The organism is Anaerococcus murdochii, assembly GCF_019957155.1.
Taxonomy (GTDB): domain Bacteria; phylum Bacillota; class Clostridia; order Tissierellales; family Peptoniphilaceae; genus Anaerococcus; species Anaerococcus murdochii.
Genome location: NZ_JAIPME010000002.1, coordinates 703422 through 719661, shown reverse-complemented (window position 1 = coordinate 719661; position 16240 = coordinate 703422). Strand labels below are relative to the sequence as shown.

Annotated in this window: 18 protein-coding genes; 1 reads left to right on the top strand and 17 read right to left on the bottom strand. The window is 32.0% G+C overall.

The features are described 5' to 3' along the window. Window positions 1–81: 81 nt before the first annotated feature. The 7 genes from K8P03_RS03790 to K8P03_RS03760 all read right to left on the bottom strand — a co-directional run bounded on the left by K8P03_RS03790 (window position 82) and on the right by K8P03_RS03760 (window position 6591). Window positions 82–903, bottom strand: coding sequence for a glycosyltransferase family 8 protein (locus tag K8P03_RS03790; RefSeq protein ID WP_223418401.1), 822 nt, complete (start codon window positions 901–903; stop codon window positions 82–84). A 176-nt stretch (window positions 904–1079) separates the two neighbouring features. After that, window positions 1080–2603 (bottom strand): ATP-binding cassette domain-containing protein, encoded by a 1524-nt coding sequence (locus tag K8P03_RS03785; RefSeq protein ID WP_223418399.1) that lies wholly within the window; start codon window positions 2601–2603, stop codon window positions 1080–1082. A gap of 522 nt (window positions 2604–3125) precedes the next feature. Continuing rightward, on the bottom strand, window positions 3126–3500 hold the full coding sequence (locus K8P03_RS03780; RefSeq protein ID WP_223418396.1) for a PTS sugar transporter subunit IIA: 375 nt from the start codon (window positions 3498–3500) through the stop codon (window positions 3126–3128). Continuing rightward, window positions 3500–4303: a PTS system mannose/fructose/sorbose family transporter subunit IID gene (locus K8P03_RS03775; protein WP_223418394.1), complete on the bottom strand. Its 804-nt coding sequence runs from the start codon at window positions 4301–4303 to the stop codon at window positions 3500–3502. Before K8P03_RS03775 ends, K8P03_RS03780 begins: the two co-directional genes overlap by 1 nt. Beyond that, window positions 4296–5090 carry a PTS mannose/fructose/sorbose/N-acetylgalactosamine transporter subunit IIC gene (locus K8P03_RS03770; protein ID WP_223418393.1) on the bottom strand — a complete coding sequence of 265 codons (795 nt, stop codon included), beginning with the start codon at window positions 5088–5090 and terminating at the stop codon, window positions 4296–4298. The genes K8P03_RS03775 and K8P03_RS03770 overlap by 8 nt, the downstream gene beginning before the upstream one ends. Window positions 5091–5102: 12 nt before the next feature. Then, window positions 5103–5582: a PTS sugar transporter subunit IIB gene (locus K8P03_RS03765; protein WP_223418392.1), complete on the bottom strand. Its 480-nt coding sequence runs from the start codon at window positions 5580–5582 to the stop codon at window positions 5103–5105. Between the two features lie 10 nt (window positions 5583–5592). Next, a complete protein-coding gene (locus K8P03_RS03760; RefSeq protein WP_223418391.1) occupies window positions 5593–6591 on the bottom strand; it encodes an SIS domain-containing protein in 999 nt (332 codons plus the stop codon). A 105-nt stretch (window positions 6592–6696) separates the two neighbouring features. Between K8P03_RS03760 and K8P03_RS03755 the strand changes: the two genes are divergently transcribed. After that, the gene (locus K8P03_RS03755) at window positions 6697–7437 is read left to right on the top strand and encodes a GntR family transcriptional regulator (RefSeq protein WP_223418390.1); all 741 of its coding nucleotides are present in this window, start codon (window positions 6697–6699) and stop codon (window positions 7435–7437) included. Between the two features lie 131 nt (window positions 7438–7568). Here the strand turns inward: K8P03_RS03755 and K8P03_RS03750 are convergent, their stop codons facing one another. From K8P03_RS03750 to K8P03_RS03705, 10 genes are all read right to left on the bottom strand, one after another. Continuing rightward, window positions 7569–8627, bottom strand: coding sequence for an SH3 domain-containing protein (locus K8P03_RS03750; protein WP_223418389.1), 1059 nt, complete (start codon window positions 8625–8627; stop codon window positions 7569–7571). A gap of 109 nt (window positions 8628–8736) precedes the next feature. Further along, the gene (locus K8P03_RS03745; RefSeq protein WP_223418388.1) at window positions 8737–10056 is read right to left on the bottom strand and encodes a DUF438 domain-containing protein; all 1320 of its coding nucleotides are present in this window, start codon (window positions 10054–10056) and stop codon (window positions 8737–8739) included. A gap of 221 nt (window positions 10057–10277) precedes the next feature. Continuing rightward, window positions 10278–11099, bottom strand: a complete 822-nt coding sequence (locus K8P03_RS03740; protein ID WP_223418387.1) for a PTS system mannose/fructose/sorbose family transporter subunit IID — start codon at window positions 11097–11099, stop codon at window positions 10278–10280. Between the two features lie 10 nt (window positions 11100–11109). Next, complete coding sequence (locus K8P03_RS03735; protein WP_223418386.1) at window positions 11110–11934, bottom strand: PTS mannose/fructose/sorbose/N-acetylgalactosamine transporter subunit IIC; 825 nt, start codon at window positions 11932–11934, stop codon at window positions 11110–11112. A gap of 12 nt (window positions 11935–11946) precedes the next feature. Further along, window positions 11947–12441 (bottom strand): PTS system mannose/fructose/N-acetylgalactosamine-transporter subunit IIB, encoded by a 495-nt coding sequence (locus K8P03_RS03730; RefSeq protein ID WP_223418385.1) that lies wholly within the window; start codon window positions 12439–12441, stop codon window positions 11947–11949. 13 nt (window positions 12442–12454) lie between these two features. Next, window positions 12455–12874, bottom strand: coding sequence for a PTS sugar transporter subunit IIA (locus K8P03_RS03725; protein ID WP_223418383.1), 420 nt, complete (start codon window positions 12872–12874; stop codon window positions 12455–12457). 12 nt (window positions 12875–12886) lie between these two features. Further along, on the bottom strand, window positions 12887–13615 hold the full coding sequence (locus K8P03_RS03720) for a GntR family transcriptional regulator (protein ID WP_223418381.1): 729 nt from the start codon (window positions 13613–13615) through the stop codon (window positions 12887–12889). 44 nt (window positions 13616–13659) lie between these two features. Further along, a complete protein-coding gene (gene deoC, locus K8P03_RS03715; RefSeq protein ID WP_223418379.1) occupies window positions 13660–14343 on the bottom strand; it encodes a deoxyribose-phosphate aldolase in 684 nt (227 codons plus the stop codon). Window positions 14344–14755: 412 nt separating this feature from the next. Next, window positions 14756–15055, bottom strand: a complete 300-nt coding sequence (locus K8P03_RS03710) for a cupin domain-containing protein (RefSeq protein WP_223418377.1) — start codon at window positions 15053–15055, stop codon at window positions 14756–14758. Window positions 15056–15061: 6 nt separating this feature from the next. After that, window positions 15062–16237 (bottom strand): iron-containing alcohol dehydrogenase, encoded by a 1176-nt coding sequence (locus K8P03_RS03705; protein ID WP_223418376.1) that lies wholly within the window; start codon window positions 16235–16237, stop codon window positions 15062–15064. Between the last annotated feature and the right edge of the window lie 3 nt (window positions 16238–16240).

Below are 16240 nucleotides of genomic sequence, written 5' to 3'. Positions count from 1 at the left end.
TCCCCGTCTTTTTTACTTGTAAAAAATTGTAATTAAATACTGCCATAAAATTATTAGACTTTAAAAATCATCAATAATCTACTAAGACAAATACCTCTTGCTAAGATTCATATAATGCCTATAAAGGGCAGTAAACCTACTTCTGTGATTCTTCTTCCAAGGCTTATCCCTTCCACAAAAATGAAGGACTACTGTGTTTTCCATTACCCAGGCTAAGTCCTCCTCTCCCTTACTTTTAAATAGGTAAGTGGAATAATTTCTCGCATCATAATTATAAATCGAATCCTTAAGGGGCAAAATTTTGTCTCCGTACATGGCATTTAAGATGTCTTGGTCCGGGAGTAATAAATTTTTGTAATTTTCATCTGCATAGGCAAAAATTTCCTCAGGGACAATTTCCTTTCGGGCCATGTCCAAATTTATCAAAAGAAAGCCGGAATTATAATAATCTGTATCTGTTCCTAGGCGGATTTTATTTACATTATTGGCCATATCGGTCTTTCCTGTATGGCTTGCAGCCGCAAAAAGGAAGTCTCTTATATCTGTCTCCCAAATTTCTTTTAAAGAATTAATAACCAAAATATCTGGGTCTATATAGAGGATTTTTTTAAGATTTTTTGGCAAAAGTTCCCCAGCAAGGAGCCTATAATACATCTCCTTGGGATAGCGATCGGTGGCTCTGGCCGAAGAAAAAAGCCCATCCTCCGCCTTTATAGGGAAAAATTTGTAAGAAAATTTTGCCAAGTCATTTTCTAAATCATCAAGCTTTTCATTAGAAATCCCGCTGTGAATTAGATAAATATTAAAATTTTCACCAGGATTAGATATGTAAATCGAAGTCATGAGAACTTTCATCTGCTCTATATAATTTTCATCAAGGGTCACAAGTAAATCAATAGCCATAAGATCTCCTTTATTTTTGTCTTTAATAAATTTATACCAAATTTTTTCCCTATTTAATCAAAATATTTGCCCTAAAAAATAAATTCTCCTCCAAAAACATAATTGGATTAGACCATTCCTTTAAAATTCGCATCTATAAGCACAAAAAGACGAGCAACCACTCGTCTTCTTGTGCTTTATTTTATCTTCCTGAGTCCAGAATAATCAAGTTCATAAACCTTATCAAAAACTTTTTCAATAAAATCCCTATCGTGGGAAACAGCGATAATCGCTCCCTTATAGGCTTTTAGACTTGCTATTATTTCCGGCTGGGAAAGAGGAGATAGGTTTCTTGTTGGTTCATCGAGGATTAGGACCTGATCCCCTTCCATATTCATTTTTGCAAAAAATACCTTGGCTTTTTGACCGCCTGATAAGCTCTTAAGGCTTCTTTCCATTTCTTCCCTTGCAAAATTTAAGCTGCCAAGAATATTTGAAACCCTGATTTTTTCATCCTTGCTATCTTGTTTTGCAAGGTAGGAGATTGGTGTTTCCGAATCTATAAGGTATTCAAAATAATCTTGGGGCATATATCCTATTTTGAGATTGGATTTTGAAAGATTTTTGTAAATTTCCTTAAGAAGACTAGTTTTGCCAGCACCATTTTTCCCAATTATGCATATTTTTTCAGGTCCTACTACTTTCAGCTCAATATTTTTAGATAAGATTTTTTCTCCCGCCAAAAGCTTATCCGATTTCAAATCCAAAACCACTTTTGAATTGGGAATATCGATATTCTCATCGAAAAATATTCCTATCGACTCTTCAAAATCAGGTCTTTGGGTAAGATTTTCCTTTTCCTTATCAAGCCTTTTTCCAAGCGATTTTACACTAGACATCTTATCCTTTAGATTTTTGCCTTCAATATCATTTTTTGTAGCATTAATTGCATGATTTACAGAATCATAGACTTTTCTATACCTTTCCGCCTTCTTGGCAAATTCTTCCCTGTCCTTATTTGCCCTGGCAGTCTGAATTCGTATTTGATTTTCTCTTTCCATAATATAAAGATCATAAGACCCGTTAAAAACCGTATGTCTAGGGATTTGTCGTCTGTGAACTTGCTCCAAATGAACAATTCTATTAGCGACTTTCCTTAAAAGCTCTGGATCGTGGGATACAAAAATTAAGGGGATTTTCATATCTTTCATAATTTTTGTAATAAAGCTTGCCGACTCTAAGTCTAAATCATTGGTCGGCTCGTCAAATAAGAAAACGGTCGGCTCTTTTAAGAGTTCAAACACAAGCAAGGCTTTTATCCTCTCCCCACCTGAAAGGTCCCCTAGTTTTAATTTGCCAAAAACGAGGTATTCATCAAGGCCAAATTGATCTAGATACTTATAAAACTTATTGTAATCTAACAGGCTTATATCAAGTACTTGGTTCATGTAGGCCTCTACTGTCATTTCAAAAAAATTCTCATCAAGACTTTGGGGGAGGTATCCAATAATTTCTTCTTTTTTGTATATTTCTCCACTAATTTGAGCGTAATTCTCAACACTTTTCCTATCAATTATTGTCTTTAAGAGAATTGACTTGCCATTGCCTTCCTCTCCAATTAGGCCGACCTTGTCTCCCGGGTTGAGGGCGAGGTCAAAATTTTCTAATAATTTTCTATCATCTTTAATTAAATTAATTCCTAAATTTTTAATCTGTAACATATATCCTCCTCGGACGATATGCCACTTATGAATAATATTCTATTTTCCTATAATTATATAAATTTTCACAAAAAAAGTCCGTCCCTAGTGAACAGACCTATCCTAAAAAGAATAATCTTATCCACAATATGGCATACCAAAACACACCAAGGCAAAGCCTTAGCACAATCAGTATCAATTTCCATATTGCTTATAAAATCATTCTATATAATTCTCCTTATTTGTTTATAACTTTACTATACTACTTTTATAATTTTTTCAACTCCCAGATTCTAATATAATGACTATAATATTCTAATTAATCCAAAAAGCCCAGCCATATAGCTGAGCTTTTGTTTTATCTAAATTCACCTGTTATTAGTTTTGAAAATACCTCATTAATTTATTTCTAGTAATTTTATCAAAACAGCCTTACGCAAAATGTTTTAATTTTATCACACATTAATTTAATGATTGGATTATCCTAAAACTTCTATTAAATGTTAAATGATTTTAAATAGCCACATGTTGTTACAAAAATGATCATATTATTTCAATTGATTCTTTACTATTTAAAATTATTTGTTCCGAATTTAGATTATCTAAATTAAAGTATATATCTAACAACATAGGAATATTCATTCCTGTAAGAATTCTGAAATCCGCCTTATTCTCTAACTTATATTTGAATGCTTCATTAAAAGGTGTCCCTCCCTTGATGTCGCATAATATATAGATTTCTTTATCATTATCAATATTATCTATTTTTAATCTAAAGCTATTTCTGAATTTATCTACACCATCGTTATCTAAACATACATATTCAAATTTTCCTACATCACCAACTAACATCTTCAAACTTTCACACATGGATTTAGCTAGTTCACCATGAGACACTAATAATACATTTGCACTCATTAAAATACACCTATAACTTTTCCTAGAATCGCAAAAATAATAGTGAAAAGAAGCAAGAATGTAGAACTTTTACCCTTTTTTAAAAAATATAACATTAAAAAGGTATATCCTAATGGTAGTAACCCTGGCATTATTTGATCTAAGTATTGTTGAATTTCAAATGTTTCTGAGCCAATATCAAATTTTAATGCTGTGTTTAAATTTACCATAGATGAGGTCATAGCACCTATAACCGCCAAACCTACTATAGTAGCAGCTTTTGAAATTTTTTGAATTAAACCAGAATTATTTACATCTGATATTATGCTTGTACCAAATTTATAACCTACTTTTAATCCAAAATATCTAACTAATAAATGTGGAATATTAAATAATAGTAAGAACACGATTGGAGCTAAAGCATTTCCTTGTTGAGCAAGAGAAAGGCCTACTCCTGTAGCAATTATTCTGAGAGTACCCCAGAAAAATGAATCTCCTATTCCGGCTATAGGTCCCATTAAACCAACTTTAATATTTGATATAATCGAATAATCAAAATCCTCTGCTTCTGAAGCTTGTTTTTCCAAAGCAGCATTGGTTCCTAAAATAAAGGATACCAAATGTGGGTTTGTATTAAATATTTCCATATGTCTGGTTAGCGCCTTTGATTGTTGCTCTTTAGTTTTGTAAAATCTCTTAATTGCTGGCCATATTCCAATAGCATAACCTAACGCTTGTTGTCTTTCGTAGTTATATGAATTTTCCAAGATAAACGAACTAAAAAACAAGTCTCTAAATAATTTTTTTTCTTCTATTTTATTCATCGAATAACTCCTCCCAAGATTCACTTTGAGTTTTTTCTTCATTTTTCAATACAACTTCATTGTTAGAATCATTCTTTTCAAATACCACTATATATGCAATTCCTAATGAAAATATTGTTATCGCCATAATAGGTAATTCTAAGTATGTTACTGCTATGAAACCTAGTATAAAATATAGAACATTCTTTTTATCTATCATAGGTTGTAAAAGTAGAGCAAATCCAACTGCTGGTAGTAATCCTCCTGCTAATTGTAATGATGACATAATCATATCAGGAATTGAATTAACAAAAGACTCGACTGCATTTGATCCAAAAAGTATAGCTAAGAATGCAACCGCAAAGTACATTGATGATTGTAATACCAATCCAAACCAGTTGAGAGCTTTCATTTTAGCAATTTCATTATTTCCGGCAAATTTTATTGCCACATTCATAAACTGACTTCTTACAATAAAAATTACAACTTTTATTGATTGAGCTAATACCGATATTGGTAAAGCTAAAGCTAAAGCAACTTCAGGGCCTTTATTTGTTATTATTGCAAATGCCGCTCCTAGACCTGCTCCTGCTAAAACATCTGGCGGAACAGAACCACCTATCTGTATAGCTCCCATAAACATCAATTCCAAAGTGGCTCCAATTAACACTCCATTATGTAGGTCACCTAAACCAAGTCCTACACAAGATGAAACAACAATAGGTCTAATTACCATTGGAGTTCCTAACGCTTTTTCCAAAAACCATAAACAAAATAAAATTGCACCAACTATAAGAGCCTCTCTCATAAATACCTCCTTCTAAAATTTATCCCTTAATGCTTTATAATCTTGATTAGATTCATTCGGTGTTTGTCTAACATCTATATCAATTCCTGATTCATATATTTTATCTAGCCAAGATATATCGTCATCACTCATGAAAACAGCTTTACTAAATTCTCTAGTTCCATCTTTTTTCATCATTCCGCCTATATTTAATGTAGTTTTTTCGTTTATTCCGTTGAGTATATCGAATGCGGATTTTGGATTCGAAACAATTACAAATACATTAACACTTTTTAATTTAGGGTTATTTAATAATTCTATTGCATTATTAATATTTTTAATTGCTAATTTTACACCACTTGGAACAGCCATTTTAATAATCGATTTTCTCATTTCGTCATTATCTACTTCATCGTCAGCTATCACAATTGCCTGGTAATTAAATTTGGCTTTCCAGCTATAGGCAACCTGACCGTGAAGTAATCTATCATCAATTCTAATTGCTTGAATCATATTTTCTCCTTTACATTAATTTTTTTATATAATTATCTATATTTGAGTTTAGTCTCTCATTAAGATTCCTGTTTTTCTTTTTCGCAAAAAAATAGGCAAGATATTGCATTAAATAAGAATATTCAATAAAGTAAAAATATTTACCTTTTTCTCCTATATCTCCAAAATTTACTACTTTATCCGTTATTTCATTTTCTATAAATTCTTGTAAGGAATTAGATTTTGTTTTTTCTTTCTTGTCCAATATAAAAAAAGACATATTATTATTAAAACAATTTTGTGGCCCGTGAATACTTTCTTCCAATTCGAATGAGTTACTCATTATAGGAAGCATTTCCATAAATTTTATTTCAAATTCTTTTGCTACAAAATATAATATTTCACTGCCTACAAATAAGAACGCATCACTCATTACAAATTTTTCACCATTTTTTTCAAACCAATCAGTGGCAACGTTTTTAACATTTATAAGATTGTTTATAACATATTCTAAATCATAAATATAAGGACTAATATCAATTCCACCTAATCTTAGACCTATCAAACAAAGAATTAATGCGGTACATGTGTATCCCAATGTTCTAAAAACAAATTCTTCGTTGAATGTCAACATATCATAAAATATATCTGCCTCTTTAGCTATCGGTGAATCTTTATCCTCTGATATAGCAATTGTTTTCCCGCCAAGGTCTTTGACTATTTTAAGCGAATCGTATACTACTTTTGTATGGCCAGTTTGAGATACAAATATAAAAACTTCATCTTCTTTTACATGATCTTTCTTAATTTTATTTTTAAATAATTGTGGATATTCAACCCTACATTCTATATGTGAATTCTCTTCGAGAAAATATTTTGCAAGTTCTCCAGATGTATGTGAAGTTCCTGAACCAATAATATTAATCGCTCTTACATCTTGATTATGAAATATTTCTTTATTATTTCCATAAATTTTAACGATTTCATTTAAGCTGTATGGAATCCTATCAATACAATTTATTAAATCCATATAACCTCCTTCTTATTTGTATATATCTAAAGTATACCATATTGTATTTGTATATACAACTTTTATTATCCTTTTTTTATATTATAATATAATATGGAGGAAAAAATGAGTGACTTACCAAAATACCAACTGATTATAAATGACATTAAACAAAAAATTTTAAATAATACATATAAAGTTGACGATAAGCTTCCAACCGAAAATGAACTAGCTGATATATACGGAGTTTCTAGAATGACAGTTAACAAAGCATTAATTGATCTTGAAAAAGATAACTATGTGTATAAAATTCAAGGTAGTGGAACATATGTAAAGAGAAGAACTCTAAATAAAAAATTCGGTTCTTCTGTCAGCTTTACTAATGATATTTCTAGTAGTGGGAGTATACCTTCGTCGAAATTACTAGAATTTAGGTATTGTAATTATGATGAATTTCCTATTATTTTTGAGGGATTAAACCTCAATGAAAATGATAATTTAATATTTTTCAAAAGATTAAGATTTTCAAATAATAATCCTGTGGCTATTAGTTTAACTTTTGTTTCCCCAAAAATAGTAAGAAACATAGATATCAACGAATTAAACAATTCATTTTATGATTACATATTAAACAAGTATAACATAAGACCAATATGTAAGAATTACACAGTTTCTGCGTGCTTGGCTAACTCTTCTCAAAAAAAATGGTTAAATACTGATGAAACCGCTCTTTTAAAAGTTTCCCACTACAGTTATACACAAAATGGTAATCCATTTGAATATAATGAAACTTTTTACTTAAGTGATAAATTTACATATACGACAAATGGAGAGACATTTGGTATTGAAAGTAGAAATGATAAATAGTTTCTGAACTATAAATTAGTATCATAATAATTCAAATAAATTTATTCTAAAAATCAAATTTTAGATAGAAAAATATACGAAAAAGGTAATGCTTTGAATAGATTTATCTAATCAATACATTACCTTTTATTTTAGTCCCTAAATTCACCTGTTATTAGTTTTGATGATATCCATCCCTTTTCTATTTTTAGCCAGTATCTGCCGCCGTCGTTTACTACTTCTTCGCAGTGGACTTTCTCGCCGTTGTTGACGTAGCCTGCTACTCCTGAGTTTAGGTTTGGTTCGGTTCTGACTTCTCCCATGTTGGCGTCGATTTTTAGGTCTTTGTTTAGGAAGTCTGCTTCCTTGTAGATGTCTGTGTAGGCTGGATTGCCGTTTTGGCCGTAGGAGTTTGTTGCCCTTAGTTGTTCAAGGTCATATTTTTCTGCTAATTCTCTCCTGTTGGCTCTGGCTTCCTTGGCGTCTTCTTTGCTATCTGTTTTTGCATCTTTGTCACTAGATTTATCAGTATCTTCTTCTGTATCTTTGCTTGTCTTTTCTTCTGATTCTTCTTTTTTATCAGTTTTTTCTTCTTCTAGTCCAAGGTCAGCTAGGCTTACATTTTCGTCTTTTAATTTTTCCTTAACATCTGCTAAGGTTTTAGAATCTGGCAATAGGTCTGTGTAGGTGTTGGCAAGTTTTCTTGCTTCCTTGTAGTCCTCATCTGTGACTGCCTTTTTGATGTCTTCTATAACTAGGCTTTCAATTTCATCAAGTTTTTCTTGGGCTTTCTTATGATAATCGCTAGCTTCTTCTGGGATGGCTTTTAATATTTCTATGGCTTTCTTGTAGTCTTTTGCCTTTATCTTTTCTTGGCTGGTTGTAATAGCCTTTTCGTAAAGTTCTACATTTTCTTCTATAGCTGTTTCTTGCTTATCATTACTAGCCATTTCCCTTTGAGCTCCGAGCTTAAAGAAATAAGATAGGACTATAAAAATAACTGCAAAAGCCATTACGGATCCTAGGATTAGGCCGTAGGTCATAAGATCCCTGTCTTTTGATCTTTGCCTTTGTCTTTCAGTACGCTTCCTACTTTCTTCTTTAGAGATTTTTATCTTTTGATTGTCAGCTTCTTCTACAAGACTTGCCCCGCAAGACTCGCAAACTTTGGCCCCGTCTTTGTTTTCTTGGCCGCATTTTTTACAAATCATATATTTCCTCCCTTGGTTTTTTTCCATTAATTTCTAGTCTTGTTATTATTATATCATAAATTATAAATTTGCACTTAAAAAACCGACTAAAATCCTAGTCGGTTTCTTCTTATTTATTTAGATATTCTTTATAAAAACTTAGGTCTTGGACTGTTTCTAGGACTCCCTTGTATACCCCGTACTTATCCCTTACTGCATAGTAGGAAATAGCAAAGTCTATACCTTTAATGTTTTTTACCAGTTTGAAATTATCCTTTTTGCCTTTTTTAAATTCCTTTATTAAATTCCTTACAATTGGCTCAACCTGAGGTGGGTGGCAGTAATAAACTTCCCTGCCTAATGATGATTGTGGTCTTTTGAATACCTTCTTGCCTTTGTGGTCGTTGTAATAAGAACTAATGTCGTTTTCATCAACATAGGTTATTTCAATTTCCAAAGTATCTAGCATGGCCTCTAATTGGTCGACCCTCATTTTTCCTTTGGCAAAATTTATATATCCATCTGTGTAGTCATTTATTTTTTTATCTTCCGCTTTCTTATAGGAAACAAGGTTGTGGTCATAATCGGCAAGGTCTTTATAAAGCAAATTAAAGTCTTCATCGCTTATAGTTTCTAATGCCAAAGGATAGAGAATATTTTCTTCCTTGTAGGTCATCTCTTCAGCCCTGTTTATTGCCTCTAAAGCTAGGTCTTTCTTCTTAAGTTTCATAGCTTTTTTGAAATTATTTGCTATATCAATATCAACTGCCCACATGACATCTGATGGACCTGGTTTGTTGTATTTGGCCTTAAGGATTGGGTAAATCAAGTCACCCTTTTTTCTATAATGGTTAAAGACCTTGTAGATGTCTTCTCCTAGGTCTTTGCCATTTTCTAGGGATTGTTTTGTATTTTTTAGGATTTTTTTGATTTCATCATTTTCCTTAGCAAAATAATCCAAAAATGAACCTTCCTCGTAGGCTGAAGGATTTTTCTCTTCGTGGGTTTCGCCATGGAATAAGGCAGAATGGACATCGCAGAGTTTTCTGACTTCTTCCTTATCCATGCCAGATTCCAAGAGTTCTTCTTCTGCGTCCATGATTTCAGAAGACGAAACCCCCTCAAAATTTTCCTTAAAATCAGCCTTCACATCTTCCAAATCTTCGCCAGATGATAATCTCTGAAGGTAGGATTTAATTAATTTTTTTCTCTCCAAAACTTCAGGATTTTCTGATGAATCGTACAAGTCATAGCCAAGGTCGGCTAGTTTTTTTTCATAATCCTTAATCCCCATCATCTTGGCCCCACGCTTAAGAGTCATCTTCTTTCCCAGGCTATTAAGCATCAAAGGATTGCCAAGGCCTGTAAAACCAAGGCTTATAAGGTCTTTCTTTAATTTATCATTATCTTTAACTAGGTCGTAGATAACCATATTTATATCTATTTTCATATTATCACTCCTTATAATTATTATACAATAATAGATAATGATTATCACTAACTTTTTGTATATTAAAATTAAGACTTAATATATTTATAATGGAATATTTCACCAATTTGCATAACAAACAAAAAAATTTCAAATATTCAGAATATTAAAAAGATGGTAATATAAATTTATTCAATACTGTTATATTACCATCTAATAAAATATAATAAGTTATTTACAAATTAGAACAAACCAACAACTGTTCCTATTGATATAATTATTATCAAAATCATTATAACTTTTGTTGCTGTCATCTTTTTAATAGAAATTAAATACCATGATAATAAAACCATTATTAGTGGTAATATTCCAGGGAATACTCCATTTAAAACATCTTGTAGTGGTTTCATCTCAGTACCCATAGGTATATTTACGATAGTTTTTAAAGACACTGTTGATGCAGATAAACCTCCAACAACTATCACTCCTAGTATATTTAGTGCTTTCATAATATTTCGTGCATTGTCGCCAGTTATTATATCTAGAGCACTTATACCTAATTTATAACCGCTTCTAAAAGAAATTGTTGTAATGGCAGCCATTATCAATCCATAAGAAACTATATAAAATATAGGTCCTAACGGATTTCCACCAGCAGCCAATCCCATACCTATAGATAATAAAGTAGGAATTAATATACCTTGAACAACAGAATCACCTATTCCCGCTAAAGGTCCCATTATTGAAGCTTTAATTGTTACAGGTAATTGCTCATCCACCTCTTCATTACCCATACCTATTTGTTCTTCTAAAGATGCAACTATACCATTTACTAATTGACCTGTTTGAGGTTCTGTATTATAAAAAACTGAGTGTCTAGTCAATAATCTAGTATAGTCTTCTGGTTTATCCTTGTAGTACTTATCTCCCAATTTCATATATGTCCAAGACCATGCTGCTCCATGCATCTTTTCGTAACTCATTGCTGACTCAACCATAAATTGATATCTCCAAAATAGTGACCAAAGTTCTTTTTTGGTTAATCTATTATTTTGTTTATCCATATATTATCTCCTAAAATAAATCCTCATCTTCAAATAATTCGCCTTCTACAACTACCATATCTTCTGATTTACTAGCCATTGATTGAACGTTTGTTGAAGAGTAGTACATCATATAAGCTATTAATAATGCAATGAATACTAATCCAACAGTAGATAACCCAGTAAAAGAAACTAATGCAAAACCAAATAAGAAAAATATTAATTCTACTTTTTCTTGTATTAATATATTTAAAAGCATACCTATACCTAAGGCTGGTAAAACACCACCTAACACTGTAATTATATTTGTAACTATTTCAGGGAAATAAGATACTGCTTTTTCAACTGCTCCTGATCCATAGTAAATTGCAATAAATACAGGGACTATCCTAATAAAAGCTGTAATTAATTGAGGATACACTATTTGGTTCATAACCAATGATCTTTTATCAAAATTTTTACATGCTAATTCAGCTTTTCTATTGAAGTAAGAAAAACCGGCCATTTTAACATTGTAAAATATAAGTCCAAATGTTTGTCCTATAAATAATGCTAAAGTCACAGCAATTGCAGGATCTTTAGTTGTTGCTAAAGCTAGACCTATACCACCATAAGAAGCATATGTTATTTCACTGCTTGATGCACCACCTGTATGCATACTTGCAATAAATACACCCTGTACTGCTAATCCACAGAGTACCCCAGCTTTAATATCACCAAAAATAATTCCCAAAACAAGACCTGCTACTAATGGTCTACCTAAAATATAATATCCACCTGTTACACCAAATGCAGGTACAGCATCAACAGCACCAAGATAGCAGAATATTCCTGCTAATAAAGCTTGTAAAAACATAAAACCTCCTATCTATTTCATTGAATTAAATTTTTTCTTAATTTCATCCCAATTTTTAATATCATTATCCGGTAATAATTGAAATTCTAATTTGATACCATTTTTTGATAATGATTCAAAAGCTTCATAATCATCACCAGTAAGAGCTAGTGTCCTGCCAACAACTTTAGAATTTTCTCTCGTATTCATGCATCCAACATTCAATACTCCACCAAAATCAGCTCCATTTTTAACTAATTTATCAAATATCTTTGGGGATGATGCTATTATAAAGAAATCTTTTTGTGAATCCATAGCGCTTTTTATCTTTTCAACACCATGATTTTCACTATATATTCCTAATTTAAAATCTCTAGCAGCTGCTTTCAAAACTTTTTTTCTAACTTCATCATTTATAACTTCATCTCCAATGATGATTATTCCATCTACATGTCTTTCTCTAGACCATCTTGTTGTAGTTTGGCCATGTATTAATCGATCGTCTATTCTTGCTAATGTTACTGACATGTTTCTCTCCTTTCTAAAATTCAATATCCTCATCTTCTGTAACAACTGCTATTTCCGCTAATCTAACCGAAGACTTTCCTGTTTCCAATGCTATATCAATAGCAGACGATAACTTAGTTTCACTATCCATTGCTACCATCAATAATTCGATAAGCATTCCTAAGTTATAGCCACAAATAATTTCCCCATTGAAAAGGTTTTCTATTTTTGATCTCAAAAATTCATTATAAGGAGTTCCACCTAATAAATCACAAAGAACAATTATTTCTTCATTTTTAAAATCTTCAAAAATCTTGTTTTGTTGCTTCCTAAATTCTTCTAACGAACCATAAAAAGGTAATGTTACAATATCTGATGTTGGGCCTACAATCATATTATAACTATCAACAATACCCTCACAAAGTTTCCCATGAGATGTAATAATAATTTTCATGCTAAATCACCCCTACCTTGTTAATAGAGAAGAAATCTTATATCTATCTGTTATTAAAAATACATCAGAACATTCTATAATCTCATTATCTTGATTATAAGTTACTTGTTCTAATTTTAATAGTGGTACGTTATTTTCAAGTCCAAGCAACTTTATTTGTTCTTCGTCGGGAATAACTGCTGAAAATTCCCTTAAACCCGATTTTATTTTCTGCTTACCATCTTGTTCAATTGCCTCAAATAATCCTAATTTCTCAAAATCTTTAGTGACAATTTCTGGTATAAGTCTTAAAACAACCCAATTTTTAAACAATCCAGCAGGTTTCCCTTCAACTAATCTTAACCTCTCTATATAAAAAACTTTTTCAGATTCTATTTCCAATCTTTTCTTAATGTGATTACTTGGTTCTTCTATTCTCTTTATTAATATTTTTGTCTGAAAATCTATTTCTCTATTTTTTAAGGTCTCTGCGTGAGAAATTAACATTTGTCCGAAAGGATAACCTGGTTGTTCTTCTTTAACAAAAGTTCCTTTTCCTTGAATTTTTTTTACTAAATTTTCATCTACCAATACTTCGATAGACTTTCTTATAGTGCCTCTGCTAACAAAATATTTATCTGATAATTGGTCTTCAGAAGGCAATCTTTCTCCCTTTTTAATTTTTCCTTCTATAATAAGATTCTTCAACTCTGTTGCTATTTGAACGTATATTTTCTCTGTATTAGAAAATTTTTTTGACATAATATAAGTGGTCCTTCCTTAAATTTGAAAAGACCCCTTATAAATTAATAATCGCTTTTAGAGGTCCCTTCTCCTGTGATAATTTGAATACCTGCACTTGTACCCAATAGAGATGCTCCTGCTTCTATCATTTTTAGAGCTTGTTCCTTGTTTCTAATACCACCTGATGCCTTTACTAAGGCCTTATCTCCTGCTACTTTTTTTAGTAACCTTATGTCCTCTTCTGTGGCTTTTCCTCCACGTCCCCATCCACTTGAGTTCTTTACATAAGTTATTCCAGCTTCTATAGCAAGTTCTGCTGCTTTTATCTTTTCATCATGGTTTAACATACCAAATTCAAGCATTATTTTAGTAACTTTTCCATTCGCAGCTTTTACTATCCTAGCAATCTCATCTCTGTATTCATCATACATTTGACTCTTAATATACCCAATATTTGCCATAAAATCTAATTGATCAGCACCAAGGGCAAATATTTTTTCTGTTTGATATACTTTTGCTTCTGTCAATTCTCCACCCATCGGATATCCCAATGCTGTACAAATTTTTACATCTGACCCCTTTAACACCTCTTTAGCTACTTCTATCCAAGCTGGTTGTAGCATTACTCCATCAAAACCATATTTTAAGCAATCATTACATAAATCTATTATATCTTTCTTGCTTAAATCTGGATTTACATTTGTATGCTGAATCATTTTAGCTAATTGTTCGTTTGTGTATTCCATAAAATCCTCCATATATAGTTATAGTTGTATATAGACGTCTATATACATATTATAATATTTTTAATATCATAAATCAAGTATTCAATATTATATTTTTTTACTTTTTTGTATTATATATAAAATACAAATAAACATACAATTTAGAAAATCGAAATAAAAACATAGCATTACATAAACCAATATAATGTAAAAATCAAAAATTAATATGAGATTAAAATAACAATTGTGAATTTAAATATACAAAATAACATCTCTACCACATAAATAAGAAAATTATAATATAATTTTCTTCAATTTAATAAATGATTTACTTTGTTATTCGAGAGTTTAATTTACTAAAAAAATGAGAAAGCATCGATAAATCAAATTAATTAATCATTTTACCGATGCTCTGTACTGTATATGAATAAATTTATTTTAGGAAAATACAAAGCCAAACAGCATGGTCTTGGCTTTGGACCCTGTGGATTTTGTGTGGATGGATTGGGAGGATGTCGCCTTCTTTAAGGTCTATAATTTTCCCCTCAATTTCAAGCCTAGCCCTACCTCTAACGATTTTTACAATCTCTAACTGTTCTTGGTCATAAAAATCTGTGGCCTGGTCTAAAGAGCAAATCCTAATTATTTTTACCTGGTCATTTTCAAAAATTGTTTCTTCAATTTCCCTATCTTTAGAAAATACCAAATTGTCGAAAATATTATAAACTTTCATATTTCCCTAGTCTTCTAGGCACATTTGGTAGATTTTCTTAACATCTTCTGGTCTTAGGTCTATGAAGCCTTTTTTAACTCCGTCCTTGCCACAAGCCTTGATACTCATTTCTTCGAAATGTTCTTCGTCTATGCCGATTTTTGTGAGATTTGAATCAAGTCCTAGGTCCTCAAAGAAAAATTCCCTAACTTTTTCTATTGTTTGCCTAGCTATTTCCATAGGTTCTTGATCCTTATCAAGGTCAAATACATTCACACCAAGGTCTACATATTTGTGGACTGTTTTTTCGCTTAGGCAATATTCCATCCACCTTGGAGTGAGGATTGCAAGTCCTAGACCGTGTGTTATGTCATAAAAGGCTGAAAGCTCGTGCTCGATTGGGTGGACTGTCCAGGCTGCCTTGGACGAATCTGAAATAAAATCATTGATGGCCCAAGATGATGCCCACATGAGGTTGGCCCTGGCTTCGTAATTTTCTGGGTCTTTTATGGCTAGAGGTCCGTATTTGATAACAGTTTTCATCAAGGCTTCCATGATCCTATCTAGCATAAACATTGTCCCGTCAATATTAAAATAGGTTTCAAAAATGTGGGATAAAATATCTGCAGAACCTGCCGCTGTTTGAAATTTTGGGACAGTGTAGGTGAGTTCTGGATTTAGGAAAGATACTTTTGGCCTGGTGTCGGCGTGGCCTGAAGATAATTTTTCCTTTGTTTCTGGATTTGTAATTACACCACCACAGTCCATTTCAGACCCTGTTGCTGCCATGGTTAGGACTGTCAAAAGTGGAATTGCTGGGCTCATTGGCTTTCCTTTTGAAATAAATTCCCATGGGTCAAAATCGGCACAGGCACCTGCCGCCATAAATTTAGCTGCATCTATGGTTGACCCTCCGCCAACAGCAAGGATAGCCCCGATTTTATTTTCCTTGATTATCCTGACTCCTTCTCTAACAGAGTCTATTCTTGGATTTGGCTGGATACCGCCAAGTTCAAAGACTTCAATTCCAGCTCCCTCAAGCTCTTTTATAACCTTGTCGTAGACTCCATTTTTCTTTATAGATCCACCACCGTAGGTCAAAAGAATTTTGTCTGAGTATTTTTTTGCCTCTTCGCCTATGTAATCTAGGGCGTCTGTACCAAAATGAATCCTTGTTCCGATGTCGTAAGTAAAATTGTTCATAAA

Coding starts and splice junctions, on each gene's coding strand:
- K8P03_RS03790 (WP_223418401.1), bottom strand. CDS start 903: ATGGCTATTGATTTACTTGTGACCCTTGATGAAAATTATATAGAGCAG.
- K8P03_RS03785 (WP_223418399.1), bottom strand. CDS start 2,603: ATGTTACAGATTAAAAATTTAGGAATTAATTTAATTAAAGATGATAGA.
- K8P03_RS03780 (WP_223418396.1), bottom strand. CDS start 3,500: ATGAGTGCAAATGTATTATTAGTGTCTCATGGTGAACTAGCTAAATCC.
- K8P03_RS03775 (WP_223418394.1), bottom strand. CDS start 4,303: ATGAATAAAATAGAAGAAAAAAAATTATTTAGAGACTTGTTTTTTAGT.
- K8P03_RS03770 (WP_223418393.1), bottom strand. CDS start 5,090: ATGAGAGAGGCTCTTATAGTTGGTGCAATTTTATTTTGTTTATGGTTT.
- K8P03_RS03765 (WP_223418392.1), bottom strand. CDS start 5,582: ATGATTCAAGCAATTAGAATTGATGATAGATTACTTCACGGTCAGGTT.
- K8P03_RS03760 (WP_223418391.1), bottom strand. CDS start 6,591: ATGGATTTAATAAATTGTATTGATAGGATTCCATACAGCTTAAATGAA.
- K8P03_RS03755 (WP_223418390.1), top strand. CDS start 6,697: ATGAGTGACTTACCAAAATACCAACTGATTATAAATGACATTAAACAA.
- K8P03_RS03750 (WP_223418389.1), bottom strand. CDS start 8,627: ATGATTTGTAAAAAATGCGGCCAAGAAAACAAAGACGGGGCCAAAGTT.
- K8P03_RS03745 (WP_223418388.1), bottom strand. CDS start 10,056: ATGAAAATAGATATAAATATGGTTATCTACGACCTAGTTAAAGATAAT.
- K8P03_RS03740 (WP_223418387.1), bottom strand. CDS start 11,099: ATGGATAAACAAAATAATAGATTAACCAAAAAAGAACTTTGGTCACTA.
- K8P03_RS03735 (WP_223418386.1), bottom strand. CDS start 11,934: ATGTTTTTACAAGCTTTATTAGCAGGAATATTCTGCTATCTTGGTGCT.
- K8P03_RS03730 (WP_223418385.1), bottom strand. CDS start 12,441: ATGTCAGTAACATTAGCAAGAATAGACGATCGATTAATACATGGCCAA.
- K8P03_RS03725 (WP_223418383.1), bottom strand. CDS start 12,874: ATGAAAATTATTATTACATCTCATGGGAAACTTTGTGAGGGTATTGTT.
- K8P03_RS03720 (WP_223418381.1), bottom strand. CDS start 13,615: ATGTCAAAAAAATTTTCTAATACAGAGAAAATATACGTTCAAATAGCA.
- deoC (WP_223418379.1), bottom strand. CDS start 14,343: ATGGAATACACAAACGAACAATTAGCTAAAATGATTCAGCATACAAAT.
- K8P03_RS03710 (WP_223418377.1), bottom strand. CDS start 15,055: ATGAAAGTTTATAATATTTTCGACAATTTGGTATTTTCTAAAGATAGG.
- K8P03_RS03705 (WP_223418376.1), bottom strand. CDS start 16,237: ATGAACAATTTTACTTACGACATCGGAACAAGGATTCATTTTGGTACA.